Origin of the sequence: Halorubrum aethiopicum, assembly GCF_001542905.1 — an archaeon.
GTDB classification, from domain to species: domain Archaea; phylum Halobacteriota; class Halobacteria; order Halobacteriales; family Haloferacaceae; genus Halorubrum; species Halorubrum aethiopicum.
Genome location: NZ_LOAJ01000001.1, coordinates 953,803 through 966,380, shown reverse-complemented (window position 1 = coordinate 966,380; position 12,578 = coordinate 953,803). Strand labels below are relative to the sequence as shown.

General features: G+C 71.0%; 13 protein-coding genes. 4 read left to right on the top strand and 9 right to left on the bottom strand.

Annotated elements, in window-relative coordinates:
- Window positions 1-181: 181 nt before the first annotated feature.
- The 4 genes from AXA68_RS04630 to AXA68_RS04615 all read right to left on the bottom strand — a co-directional run bounded on the left by AXA68_RS04630 (window position 182) and on the right by AXA68_RS04615 (window position 2,233).
- Window positions 182-730 carry a DUF1684 domain-containing protein gene (locus AXA68_RS04630; protein WP_066413421.1) on the bottom strand — a complete coding sequence of 183 codons (549 nt, stop codon included), beginning with the start codon at window positions 728-730 and terminating at the stop codon, window positions 182-184.
- A gap of 63 nt (window positions 731-793) precedes the next feature.
- Complete coding sequence (locus AXA68_RS04625) at window positions 794-1,498, bottom strand: helix-turn-helix domain-containing protein (protein ID WP_066413413.1); 705 nt, start codon at window positions 1,496-1,498, stop codon at window positions 794-796.
- A gap of 76 nt (window positions 1,499-1,574) precedes the next feature.
- Window positions 1,575-1,853 carry a DUF7521 family protein gene (locus AXA68_RS04620; protein WP_066413411.1) on the bottom strand — a complete coding sequence of 93 codons (279 nt, stop codon included), beginning with the start codon at window positions 1,851-1,853 and terminating at the stop codon, window positions 1,575-1,577.
- Complete coding sequence (locus tag AXA68_RS04615) at window positions 1,850-2,233, bottom strand: ArsR/SmtB family transcription factor (protein ID WP_066413409.1); 384 nt, start codon at window positions 2,231-2,233, stop codon at window positions 1,850-1,852. Before AXA68_RS04615 ends, AXA68_RS04620 begins: the two co-directional genes overlap by 4 nt.
- 82 nt (window positions 2,234-2,315) lie before the next feature.
- On the opposite strand from AXA68_RS04615, the gene AXA68_RS04610 reads away from it, so the two are divergent.
- The gene (locus AXA68_RS04610) at window positions 2,316-2,618 is read left to right on the top strand and encodes a DUF7853 family protein (RefSeq protein WP_066413407.1); all 303 of its coding nucleotides are present in this window, start codon (window positions 2,316-2,318) and stop codon (window positions 2,616-2,618) included.
- 28 nt (window positions 2,619-2,646) lie between these two features.
- Here the strand turns inward: AXA68_RS04610 and AXA68_RS04605 are convergent, their stop codons facing one another.
- From AXA68_RS04605 to AXA68_RS04590, 4 genes are all read right to left on the bottom strand, one after another.
- The gene (locus tag AXA68_RS04605; protein WP_066413404.1) at window positions 2,647-4,833 is read right to left on the bottom strand and encodes a (Fe-S)-binding protein; all 2,187 of its coding nucleotides are present in this window, start codon (window positions 4,831-4,833) and stop codon (window positions 2,647-2,649) included.
- Between the two features lie 137 nt (window positions 4,834-4,970).
- Window positions 4,971-5,684: an energy-coupling factor transporter transmembrane component T family protein gene (locus tag AXA68_RS04600; RefSeq protein ID WP_066413402.1), complete on the bottom strand. Its 714-nt coding sequence runs from the start codon at window positions 5,682-5,684 to the stop codon at window positions 4,971-4,973.
- The gene (locus AXA68_RS04595) at window positions 5,681-6,481 is read right to left on the bottom strand and encodes an energy-coupling factor ABC transporter ATP-binding protein (protein WP_066413400.1); all 801 of its coding nucleotides are present in this window, start codon (window positions 6,479-6,481) and stop codon (window positions 5,681-5,683) included. Before AXA68_RS04595 ends, AXA68_RS04600 begins: the two co-directional genes overlap by 4 nt.
- A 3-nt stretch (window positions 6,482-6,484) precedes the next feature.
- Window positions 6,485-7,066, bottom strand: a complete 582-nt coding sequence (locus AXA68_RS04590) for a biotin transporter BioY (RefSeq protein WP_066413398.1) — start codon at window positions 7,064-7,066, stop codon at window positions 6,485-6,487.
- 139 nt (window positions 7,067-7,205) lie between these two features.
- Here AXA68_RS04590 and AXA68_RS04585 point away from each other — a divergent pair, with 139 nt between their 5' ends.
- From AXA68_RS04585 to AXA68_RS04575, 3 genes are all read left to right on the top strand, one after another.
- On the top strand, window positions 7,206-7,823 hold the full coding sequence (locus AXA68_RS04585) for a hypothetical protein (protein WP_066413395.1): 618 nt from the start codon (window positions 7,206-7,208) through the stop codon (window positions 7,821-7,823).
- Between the two features lie 475 nt (window positions 7,824-8,298).
- Window positions 8,299-8,958, top strand: coding sequence for a CRISPR-associated protein Cas4 (locus AXA68_RS04580; RefSeq protein WP_066413392.1), 660 nt, complete (start codon window positions 8,299-8,301; stop codon window positions 8,956-8,958).
- A 124-nt stretch (window positions 8,959-9,082) separates the two neighbouring features.
- Entirely contained in the window at window positions 9,083-10,825 is a 1,743-nt protein-coding gene (locus tag AXA68_RS04575) for a 2-isopropylmalate synthase (RefSeq protein ID WP_066413384.1), read from the top strand.
- Between the two features lie 484 nt (window positions 10,826-11,309).
- Here the strand turns inward: AXA68_RS04575 and AXA68_RS04570 are convergent, their stop codons facing one another.
- Window positions 11,310-12,488 carry a CBS domain-containing protein gene (locus AXA68_RS04570; protein ID WP_066413381.1) on the bottom strand — a complete coding sequence of 393 codons (1,179 nt, stop codon included), beginning with the start codon at window positions 12,486-12,488 and terminating at the stop codon, window positions 11,310-11,312.
- Between the last annotated feature and the right edge of the window lie 90 nt (window positions 12,489-12,578).

The following is a 12,578-nucleotide window of genomic DNA, read 5'->3' as shown; positions in this document are numbered from 1 at the left end:
GCGAGGCGTCGGGCGCGGTGAACCGCGACCGCCCCGCGCCTCACGCCTCCCCAGCCTCGGCCTCGGTGACCCGCCGGACCCGCCGGCGGGTCTCCTCGGCCTCCCTCGCGCGGACTCCTCGCGCCCTGGTGGGCGCTCGGAGGCGCGCGCCGGGGTTCGGGAGGCTCCGAAACCGACCGGGCTATTCCAGATCGGGTGCCTTCTCGCCGGCGGGGACCACGATCTCCAGCCAGTTCTCCTCGGGCGGGAGCGGGCACGCGAACGTCTCGCTGTACGCACAGAAGGGGCTGTACGCGAGGTTGAAGTCGATCACGACGGCGTCGCCGTCCTCGAGTTCCTCGGCCGGGTCCAGCTCCATGTACCGTCCCTGGTAGTACGTCTGCTGGCCCGTGGTCTTGTCGCGGAACGGGACGAATATCTCGCCGTCCTCGCCCTCCTGACGATAGCCGGCGAGCTCGTGTTCCTCACCGTCGATCTCGAAGGCGAACGTCACGACCCGGAGGTAGCGGACCGGGTTGCTCGCGGTCGTCTCCATCTCGACGGGCTCGGGCTCGTCGTGGACGGTCACGGTCGCCTCGACGCGGTAGTCGGGATCCGGCGGGAAGTACTCGAGCCCGTCGAACCCCTCGCGGTGCTCCGGCGGGATCGGCGACTGCGGGTGTTCGGCGAAGAACTCGTCCTTCTCCTCGCGGTTGGCGGCGAGCCGGTCGGCGTACGCCTGGTCGCTCATGGGCGGACCGAGACGGGCCAGCGGTTTCAGGGTCGCGGTCGCGTCGCTCCGCGTCCCGCCCGGTCAAAGCTCCCGCAGGTCCGCCAGACACGCCTCCAGGTCGCGCGTGGAGGTCGCGAGCGAGAAGCCGTCGACGCGGGCGAGATCGCCGGCGTGCTCCCACAGGTCGTCGGCGTCGATCCCGTGGAGTACGACCGCGTTCGGGGTCGGGCTGACGACGCGCATCGCGACGAGCGGCGACTCCCCGCGGGTGACCCGCGTGAACACGAGCGCGCGGTTGGTCGACTGGCCGTACAGCCGGTAGAACTCCTCGCTCGACAGCCGCGTGATCGCTTGGATGGAGTCGATCACGGTGTGGCCGTTGACGCGGTCGCGGTCGCCGCGGACGACCTCCGTCGCGCCCATCGCCTCGTAGAAGTCCTCGAGCGGCACCGCGGTCGCGTACTCCCGGAGGTCGTGGACGATGTCGCTCTCGAACCCCGCCGAGAGGACGCGGGCGTACTGGCGGAGCCGGCCGCCGCCGCGCCGCTCGTCGATGTCGAGGAGCCCCTCCACGGTTCGGCGGACGACGCCGATTCCCGGGCTCTCGCGCCGGCCGCTCTCGTAGTCGGATATCACGGACGAGGACACGCCGAGCTGGTCGGCCAGCTCCGTCTGTGAGACGTCGAAGTCGGTCCGCCACTTCCGGAGGGTCGCTCCCGGGTCGTCGCTGAGCGTGATCTCGCCGGCGATCCGGCGGGAGAGCTCCTCGCGTGCGGCCTCGCTCATCGTCCGATCCCACGCGTGAGCCCCGCAAAAGGCTACCGTTCGTCCGCGGGTTCGGTCGGGACCCGCGACCGGCCGGTCACTCCACGTACAGCGAGTAGACGATCACCGCGAAGCCGGCGGCCGTCAGCAGGCTGTCGATCGCGATCCCCACCGCGAGATCCGCGCCGATGATCTGGTGGGAGACCCCGCCGACCAGCGCGCCGACGGTGACCACGCCGAAGCCGATCCCGAGCGCCCGCAGCGAGGGGTCGCCGGTGCGCTCGAACGCCCGGAGCGCGTAGTAGGTGATCGAGCCACCCAACACGAGGATGGCGGTCTTTGCCACGATTATCGTCAGGTCGATGTGCGTTGTCATGTTTCCTCACGGAGCTCCGACCACAGGTCGGCCAGCCGTTCGTCGCGCGTCGGTTCCGGCCGCTCGAACTCGACGGTCAGTTCGCGCCCGTCCGCCTCGTCTATCGAGACGACGACCTCCTCGAACGCGACGCTGTACCGCGTCGTGTGCTGGCCGTCGCGTCGGATGTCGGTCGACTCGTTCAACAGGGACGCGTCGGTGAGCTTCTCCAGTTTCCGGTACGTCGTCGAGAGCGGGACGTCACACTCCTCGGAGAGCTCGCTCGCCGTCTTGGGCTCCGAGAGCGCCGCGACGATCCGCCGGGCCGCCTCGTCGGCCAGCGCGTCGAGCACCTCCGCGGGGTCGGGTGGGTCCTCCTCGCGCGACGGATCCCGCACCATACCGGGCGCTTTCGTGCGCCGACTCTTAAACCATCCAACTCGGGCATACTTTTAAGACCCTCCCTCTGGAGAACCCAGGTGAATGCCCTCTCGGAGAACCGACACGGTCGACCTGACGCTCTCCCGCGAGGAGGCGTGGGTCGCGCACGCGGCGCTGCTCGACGCCTGCGAGCGCGCCGTCGACGCCGGCGGGGACGCCTCCCCGTACCGCCGGCCCATCGCCCGCATCGAGCGCGGGGACGAACTCGACGCGAACGGAACCGCGCTGCTCCGGGACGCCCTCGTCGACTACCTCGGCGACGCGCCCGTCCGCGACCGCGCTCCCGGCCGGGCGCTGCTCCGCCGGACCGACGACGCCGTCGATTCGACCCCGCGTCGCGCCTGACGCGCCGACCCCCGACCGCAGCTCCCCGTCAGCTCGCCGTCTCCACCGCCTCGATCAGCAGCTCCGCCACGTCGACGATCTCGACGTCGTCCTCGAAGCCCCCCGTCTTCCGGCCGTCCTCGAACATGGTCGTACACATCGGGCAGGCGACGACGAACTTCTCGATTCCGTCGCCCGCGTCGGTGTCCTCGAGCGCCTCGCGGAGGCGCTCCTCGCTCGGTTTGACCTCCTCGTCGTGTTCGGTCCAGAGGCCGCCGCCGCCGCCGCCACAACAGAAGGAGTCCGACCGCGAGCGGGGCATCTCGTACAGCTCCGCGCCGGTCGCACGGATCAGCTCGCGGGGGGCCTCGTACTCGTCGTTGTACCGCCCGAGGTGACAGGGGTCGTGGTAGGTGACGGTGTAGTCGAGCTCGTCGCCCGAGAGGTCGAGCCGGCCGTCGTTCACGAGGTCCTCGACGACCTGCGTCCAGTGGAGCACGTCGATCTCGCCGTCGGCGTTCCACGGCTCCTCGCGGTCGAACGGCATCATCGGGTCGTCGGCGAACTCCGCGAAGTCGACCTCGGGGTACTCGTTTTTCATCGTGTTGTACGAGTGCGGGTCCGTGCAGACGATCTTCTCGAACTCGCAGTCCGCGAACGTCTCCACGTGGTGGCCGGCGAGTTCGAGGTAGAGGAACTCCTCGCCGATCCGTCTGACGTCGTTGCCGTCGTTCCTCTCGTCGTCGAAGAGGATGCCGAACTCGACGCCGGCCTCCTCGAACAGCCGGGCGAGCGCGCGGGCGACCTTCCTGTTCCGGTCGTCGAAGCTTGGGTAGTCGCCCACGTACCAGAGGTACTCCACCTCGGTCTCGCGGGCGTCGTCGACCGTGAACTCGAGGTCGTCGGCCCAGTCGCCCCGCGTCGACTGCGACTCGCCGAAGGTGTTCCCCTTCGTCATCACGTCCTGGAAGACGTCCTGGAGGTTCGAGTCGACCGCGCCCTCGTCGACCAGCTGGCGGTTCATGCGGGTGAAGGAGGTGAGGTGCTCGATGTCGACGGGACAGGCGTCCATACACGCCATACACGACATACACGACTCCATCGACTCGCTCGCGATGACGCCGCCCTCGTCGGCGACGATGGGGACGGTGCCGCCGTCGCCGGCGGCGGCGCTCGCCACGCCGCCGTCGGTCGCGACGGTCCCGTCGTCGCGTCTCCCCGCCACCGGGTCGTCGACCACGGACTCGCGGTACGCCTTCAGGTCCAGGATCACGTCGCGGGGGTCCAGGTTCCGTCCGACCGTGTCGGCCGGGCAGGCGTCGGTACACCGGCCGCACTTGGTACAGGCGTCGCCGTCCAGCAGCTCCTTCCAGGTGAAGTCGTCGAGCGACTCCGCGTTCGTGTGATCGAGGTCGGCGGGGACGTTCGGGAGCCGCGCGCCGGCCGTCTCGTCGCGGACGACGACGTTCGCGAACGAGGAGATCATGTGGAACGGCTTCGCGTAGGGGATCCACGCGATGAAGGCGAAGGCGAGAAGCGAGTGGCTCCACCAGACGACGCCGTAGACCGCCTCCGCGCCCCCGGTCGTCAGCCCCGCCGCCTCGAAGCCGGCGGCCATCGCCATGCCGACGAAGCTCACCGCCTCGTCCGCGCGCGCCGGCTGGCCGACGATGCCGATGGCCTCGAGCACGAAGCCGCCGACGCCGAGGAGGAACAGCGTCCAGACGAACGCGTCGTCCTCGAGCGAGGTGTGTTTGCCCCACAGCCGTCCGTCGCGCTCGCGGTAGCGCCGGAACATCGCCATCCCGACGCCGACGACGAACAGCAGGCCGAACGCGTCGACGGCGAACTGGTACACGAGGTAGAAGTCGCCGACCCAGAAGGACTCGCCGGCGAGCGGGCGGTAGAGGTCGATGTCGATCCCGAGGATCGTCGTGGCGACGAGCAGGACGAGGAACCCCCAGAGCACGAACGTGTGCATCACGCCGGTGTACAGGTCCCCGTCGAACTGGTTCTCGTTCGAGAGGACCGTCCGCGTCGCCGAGACGACGCGGCGGGGGAGATTCGAGAGCCGGTCACGGGGGTCCTCGCTCCCGCGCGCGTACGCCGCGAACCGGGCGTAGACGCCGTAGCCGAACGCGAGGATCGCCACCGCGGCGAGCCAGTAGAACGCGGCCTTCCCGACCGGACCGATGGTCCAGAACGTCTCGCGGGTGGCCGCCTGCAGCGCGGTCATGATCTATCACGGGCATACGGTCGGGTTAAAACTTGCCACGCGAGGGCGGGACCGGGCCGCCGTCCGGGTCGGGTCGCGGTGGCCACCGGGGATCGGATCGCGATCACCCCCGCGGTCGGATCGCGATCGCCCGCGCGTCAGATCGCGGCCGACGCCGCGACCGCGAGCAGCCCGACGCCGAGCGCGAGCGCGGGGTAGTCCGCCGGCCCGAGCGCCAGCCGCGGGAGCGTCGGGTTCCACGCGAAACACCGCGCGGCCAGCGCGGTCCCCAGCCGGTCGGCCCGGCCGAACGCCCGGTTCGTCCCGGCGACCGCGACCAGTCGTATCCGCTCGCGGACGGGGAGTCGGTCGCCGCCGCGGGCGCGAACCGCCTCGCGCGCGGCCGCCAGGTCGCGCCGGAGCAGCGGGAGGAAGCGGAACACGAGCGCGACGCCGGCCCCGAGGAACGCGCCGGCCCGCCCCGGCACGGTCCGCTGGATCGCCGCCCGCGAGTCGCGAACCGGCGTCGATCGCACGTAGGCCGCGGCGACGACGAGCAGGAGGAGGACGCGATAGCTCGCGAGCGCCGTCGTCGCGGCGCGGGCGGGACGGAACCACGGCGACCCGAGCGTCGCGCCGGCGACGAGGGGGGCGAAGAGGAGGACGGGGAATGCGACCCGGTAGGTCCACAGGTCGGCGACGTCGCCGTCGGCGGCCCACAGACAGCCGCCGGCGAGGAGCGTGAGCGCCGCCAACCCTCGCGGGGTCGCGTGGGCGTAGGCGGCCGCGGCGAACCCGACCTGGACGAGCAGCTTCGTCCGGGGGTCGAGCCGGTGGGCGAGCGAGTCGCCCGGAACGTACGCGAGCGTCACGGGTCGGTCGCTCCTCCCGCGTCGCCGGCGGGGGCATCGAACGTCTCGGGAATCCGCACGCCGAGTCCGGCGAGGTCCGGGACGGCCGCGTCCGGCGGTCCGTCGACGACGACCCGCCCGTCCGCGAGGCCGACGACGCGGTCGGCGGACTCCAGCACGTCCCGGAGGTCGTGAGTGACGACGACGACGCCGGTCCCCGCCGTGTGGAGGTCGCGCAGGCGGGCGAGGACCGACTCGCGCGCGGGCTCGTCGAGCCCGGCGAACGGCTCGTCACAGACGAGGTGGTCGGGCTCCATCGCGAGCGCGCCGGCGATCGCGACGCGCTCGCGCTCGCCGCCCGACAGCGTCGCGATCCGGTCGCCCTCGCGGCCGGCCATGTCCACCGCGTCGAGCGCGGCCGCGACTCGCCGGTCGATCTCGGCGTGAGACAGCCCGAGGTTCTCCGGACCGAACGCGACGTCGCCGCCGACGGTGGCGGCCACCAACTGGTCGCGGGGGTCCTGAAACACCATCCCGATCGCGGCGCGCGCGGCGACGAGGTCCTCCTCGACGGGGACCCCGTTCACCGAGACGGTCCCCGACTCCGGCCGCACGAGCCCGTTGAACGTGCGGACGAGCGTCGTCTTGCCCGACCCGTTCGCGCCGGCGACGACGAGGAACTCGCCGTCGGGGATCGAGAGGGTGACGTCGTCGACGGCGACGATCCCGCCATCGGCCCCGTGCTCGTCGGCTTCGCTCTCGTCGTCGCCGCGGTTGCGACCCTCGTACCGACACGTGACGTTCTCGAGGGCGATCACCGTTCAGGCGGCCGCGATCGCGTCCGAGCGGACGATCCCGACCGCGGCGGCGACCTTCAGCGCCTCCGCGGGGAGGAACGCGACGGCCCCGACCGCCACCGCCTCGACAGGGCCGAGCGAGAGGACGAGCGCGAGGCCGGCGACCCCGAGCGCGTAGATAACCACGGTCCCGAGGACCATCGCGGCGATCAGCGTCGCGATCCCGGCGGACGCGGGATCGCGGAGGGCGGTGCCGCGGTGGACGACCGCGCCCACGACGCCCGCCGCCAGCGGGTACGACCAGAGGTAGCCGGCCGACTGGCCGAGGAGGACGCCGACGCCCGCGGAGCCGCCCTCGAACACCGGCGCGCCGAGCGCGCCCGCGGCCAGGTAGCACACGAGCGCGGCCGGCCCCCACGCCGGACCGAGGTAGATCCCCGCGAGGAAGACGCCGAGCACCTGGAGCGTCACGGAGACGGGCGAGACGGGGTTCGGGAAGGTGACGTACGCGAACGCGCCGACGAGCGCGGCGAACAGCGCTGCGCGCGCGAGGTTGACCGCCGCCTCGTCGCCGACGAGATCGACTGACTCGGTTCGGGTCGACATGCGCCGTGCTCTCTCGTAAACCTATTTGAGCGTACTGGTTTACGAACGCGGGTCGGCGCCGCCTCCGCGCCGGCTTCCCCGTCCGAGCCGCGGATCCCGCCGACACGCTTTTTCCGTCTCGCCGCCTCCTTCCGGGGACATGGACGAGAAGACCGAGGAGCTCCGGGACCTCTTCGTCGACGCCACCGGCTCCGAGACGGTGACCGAGCGGCAGGCGGAGTCGCCCGGAAGCCTGGTCGACCGCGACGACGACGCGGTCGCCGGCCGAGTCGCGGCGCTCGTCGCGACGATGCGCGAGCGGTACGGGTTCGATTCCGACCTCGACGACGCCGACTACGAACGCGTCGTCGCCGGCTTCTTCGACGGCGAGGACGACGCGGCGATCGCCGACGCCGTCGGCGGCTCCGGATCGGCGGTCGACGCCCGCGCGGTTCGCGACGCCCGCCTCGATCTCCACCTCGTCGCCGACGCGGACCGCGACGCCCCCTTCGAGTACGCGGCGCTGAAGCGCCTGCTCGCGGCCGACCGCTCGGTCGAGGTGGCCGCGGCGGAGTTGGACGCCGACGCCGAGACGGTTCGCGAGTTCGTCCCCGTCGCCCGCGCCGACCTCGCGTCCACGCGCGTGAACGACCGCTTCCGCGACGAGTTCCGCGCGCTGCTCACCGACGCCGACATCGAGGACGCCCACGCCGCGACCGCCCGCGAGGACGGGCTCCGGGAGGCGACCGAGGACATCGAGACCGACGTGTCGCTATAAGTCGCGGTTCGGATCCGACCTCACGTGTCGCGTCCGATTCGTTGACCCGACAGCGAAGCGAGGATCGGTTTCGAAGCCCCAGTCGCTCGGACGTACGTCGTTGCTGGCGCGGTGAACGCGACTGGAAAACCACCTCCAAAGCCCCAGTCGCGAGGACTCGATGCGCTCGTTGCGCTCCTCACTCAGTCGCTATCGCTCCTTCGTTGCGGTGCTTACGTCACGCGTCTTCGTCCTCGCGACTGCCCCTTTGAGTCCCACCCGACCGCGACCGCCCCGCACCTCACGCCTCCCCAGCCTCGCTGCTCGCACGTTCCACGCGCTCGCAGCATCCCTCGCGGGCTCCTCGTGCCCCGAAGGGGCACTCGGAGGCGCGCCACCGCTATCGATGATAGCGTATGGCCCTCGATGAACTCCACTCTCCGGATCTATCCGGATCCACCGACTCCTTATACACGATATCGCGGCGATCCCTCCCGTGACCCCCTTCAGCGACCTCGCGGCCGCGGCGTACTGCCCCCGCCAACTCTACTACCGCCGCCGCGAGGACGACCGCAGCCTCCCGGCGGAGGTCCGCGACCGGATCGATCTGGGCTACCGCTACCCGGAGCTGGTCGACGCCCCCGACTCCGTCCTCCGGCGGCTCCCGATCCGGCGCGAGCCGGCAGCGTACCGCCGGAACCTCTCGCGGCTCCGCGAGCGAGACCTGTACGACGGGCTCGTCGACCCGGCCGAGACGCGGGCGTTCCTCTCGGGCCGGGAGTGTCACGGGGTCGTCCACAAGCTGCTGGCGGGCGTCGACGACGGCCCGCCGCTCCCCGTCCTCTGTTCGCCCGGCGAGCCGCCCGAGTCGGGCGTCTGGGAGCCGCAGTCGGTCCGGGCGGTCGCGGCCGCCAAGGCGCTCGCGTGGGAGCGGGAACGCCCCGTCCCGCGAGCGATCCTCGAGTATCCCGCCGTCGGCGTCGTCCGTGAGGTCCGGCTCACGACCCGCCGGAAGGCGGCGTACCGCCGTGCGCTTCGGGCCGTGCGCGCGATCGACGGCCCGCCGGCCCGCGTCGACGACGGCCGGTGTACGTCCTGCGAGTACCGAGCGGAGTGCGGGACCCGCCGCCGAACGCTCCGGTCGCTTCTGGGGTGATCGGTGAGGGATCATCACCGAACCACCGGGGGCAGCCGACGATCGGTCGGCGAGTTCGGACGCGAACCGTCCGTTTTATTACCCTGAGGACCGTCCGCACGGGTACGAATGACACGAGACACTCGTGGTCGTTCGGAGGATAGAGCAAGTCGCCTCGCGGCGGCTGGCCGTGAAATTCGCCGACAGTAACGATCACGCCGCGGCCGACGGCGCGTCAGCCGACGCGTCCGACGCCGACCCGTCGAGCCCCGTTGCCGACGGCGGAGCCGACCGAACGACACCCACGCGGACCACGGAGATCCTTTTGAACCCGAACCCACTCACCGACCTCGAGGAGGTACAGCTACTGGACACGACGCTTCGCGACGGCGAGCAGATGCCGGGCGTCTCGCTCACGCCCGCGGACAAACTCGACGTCGCCCGCGAGCTCGACGCCGCCGGCGTCCACGTGATCGAGGCCGGCTCGGCGTGTACCTCGGAGGGCGAACGCGAGGGGATCCGCCGGGTCGCCCGCGAGGGCCTCGACGCCACGGTCACGAGTTTCGCGCGCGGCGTTCGCGCCGACATCGACCGCGCGCTCGACTGCGGCGTCGACGGCGTCAACCTCGTCGTGCCCGCCTCGGACAAACACGTCGAGACGAAGGTGGGCTCGAGCCGCGAGGAGGTCGTCGAGACCACCGTCGAGCTGGTCGAGTACGCCAAGGAGCACGACCTCTGGGTCGAGGTGCTCGGCGAGGACGGCTCGCGGGCCGACCTCGAGTACCTCGAGCAGCTCATGGGTGCCGGCCTCGACGCGGGCGCGGACCGCGTCTGCTACTGTGACACCGTCGGCGCGGCCGGCCCGGAGCGGACCGCCGAGGTCGCCTCCCGGCTCGCGGATCTGGGCCCGACGAGCCTCCACACCCACGACGATCTCGGCTTCGGGCTGGCGAACGTCCACGCCGGGCTGAAGGCGGGCGCGGACACGGTCCACGGGACCGTCCTCGGCGTCGGCGAGCGCGCCGGCAACGTGGCCTTAGAGGAGGTCGCGATCGCGCTCGACCGCTGTTACGACGTGGACACGGTGGAGGTCGAGCGTCTCTACCGACTCTGCCGGCGCGTCTCGGAGGTGACCGGCGTCGCGATCCCCCCGAACAAGGCGGTGTGCGGCGCGAACGCGTTCGCCCACGAGTCCGGGATCCACACCGACGGCACGCTGAAGGACGGGACGATGTACGAGCCGTACCCGCCGGAGACGGTCGGCCGCGAGCGCCGGCTCGTGTTGGGCAAACACGCCGGGCGCGCGGGCGTCGCGGCCGCGCTCGCCGACCACGGCGTCGACGTCGACGAGGACGAGCTCCGCGAGGTCGTCTCGCGGGTCAAGGAGCTCGGCGACCGCGGGAAACGCGTCACCGACGCGGATCTCTTGGCGATCACCGAGGACGTCCAGGGTCGCGAGCGCGACCGCCACGTGGAGTTGGTCGACCTCTCCGCGACCTCCGGCGGCAACCTGCCGACCGCCTCGGTGCGGCTCCGCGTCGGCGACGAGGAGCGGGTCGCCTCCGGCACCGGTGCCGGACCGGTCGACGCCGGCCTCGAGGCGGTTCGCGCGGCGCTCGACGACGAGGGCAGCGGGAGCGACGCCGTCTCCTTCGAGCTCGACTCCTACCACGTCGACGCGATCACCGGCGGGACGGACGCCGTCGTCACCGTCGCGGTCGACCTCTCGCGCGGCGACCGCTCCGTCTCGGTGTCGGCGTCCGACGCCGACATCACGCGCGCGAGCGTCGTCGCGATGGTCGACGCGCTCGACCGGCTCTCGGAACTCGGAGGCGACGAGGGCGAGGGAGCGGAGGCGTCGACGCCGGTCGGATCCGCCGACGACTGATCCGAGTTCGAGCTTCCTTTCGGAGACGTCGTTGAACTCTCATGCTCGGACGTGAAACGAAGAGAAACGGCCGGTCGCTGAGGAGTGCTTGTAGAACGAATCGTGTGATAGTGGACGGATCGTCGTTGCTGGCGCGGTGAACACGACTGCGGAAAACACGTCCAAAGCCCCAGTCGCAACGGCTCGCGCGACTCGTTGCGGTCCTCAGTCAGTCGCTCTACTCCTTCCTTGCGGTCCTTACATCGTCGGGCTTCGTCCTCGCGACTGCGCCTTTGAGTCCCACCCCGCACAGCCCCGCAACCGCACCTCACACCTCCCCAGCCTCGCCACTCGCGCTTTTCAAGCGCTCGTGGCGTCCCTCGCGGGCTCCTCGCGAGCCGATGGCTCGCTCGGAGGCGCGCCACCGCAATCGATCGCTCCTTCACTTGTATCGACGGTAAACGGACCAGAACGTGTCTTCCGTGCGGGTTTCAACGGGACTCTTTCAGAGGATCCGACCGTCCTCCTCGGCGCGCCGCCCGGTGATCACGCTCGGCGTGCCGCCGGTCTGGATGATGTTGAACGCGGTCATCAGGTCGGACCGCGAGATGAGCCCCACCAGCTCCCCGTTCGCGTCGAGGACGGGGAGCCGCCCCACGCCGTGTTCCTGCATCACCTGGAGGGCACTCATCGCGTCGGTGCCCGCGGTGACGGAGGCGACGTCCGTCTCCATCACGTCCTCGACGCGGTAGGCGTCGCGCTCGACCTCGCGCACCTCACGGGCGTCCTCCAGCGTGACCATGCCGACGAGGTTCCCGCCGTCCATCACCGGGTAGCCGGTGTGTCGCTCCTCGAACATCCGGCTCATCAGGTCGGCAACGGAGGTGGTCTCGGTCACGGTCTGGAGCTCCTCGCGCGGGGTCATCACGTCCGCGACCGTGACGCCCTCGAAGACCGCCTTCAGCGTCGTCTGCTGGGCCTCGCCGGAGGCCGCCATGTAGATGAAGAAGGCGAGCACGATGAGGAGCAGCTGGAACGTCAGCAGCCCGAAGACGCCCATCAGGAACGCGAATATCTTCCCGATCGCGGCCGCTCGCTGGGTCGCCTGCGCGTGCGGTTGGTTGCGCGCGAGCAGCGCTCGCAGGACGCGGCCGCCGTCCATCGGGAACGCCGGGAGCATGTTGAACCCGGCGAGGACGACGTTCAACACCGCGAGATAGCTGAACACGAAGAGCAGGGCGTTCGCCCCCGCGGGCGCGAGGACGAACGCGCCGTAACAGACCGCGCCGACGCCGAGGCTGACGATCGGCCCCGCGACCGCGATCCAGAACTCGTGTTTCCAGTCCTCGGGGAACTCCGCGAAGTTCGCGAGCCCGCCGAGCAGCCACAGCGTGATCGACTCGATCTCGTAGCCGTACCGCATCGCGACGAGCGAGTGGCCGAACTCGTGGAGGAGGACGCCGCCGAACAGCCCGACCACGGCGGCGAGCCCGAGGAGCCACGGGGTCGTCCCCGCGCCGACCGCCGCCGTGTCGATGCCCGCGTTCAGCGTCTCGTTCATCACGCCGGCTATCGTCGTCACTTCCGAGCCGATGAGGTACGCGAAAAGCGGCAACACGATCAGGAACGTCCAGTTGAGCCTGACCGGGATGCCGACGACGGTCCCGATCCGGAGTCCACGCATGCCTCCGTGTTGATCCGGCGGCCGTTTAACTGTTGACCGTCGCGGCGAACGACGATCGTAGCGATCGGCCGCCGCGACCGCCGGGGCGTT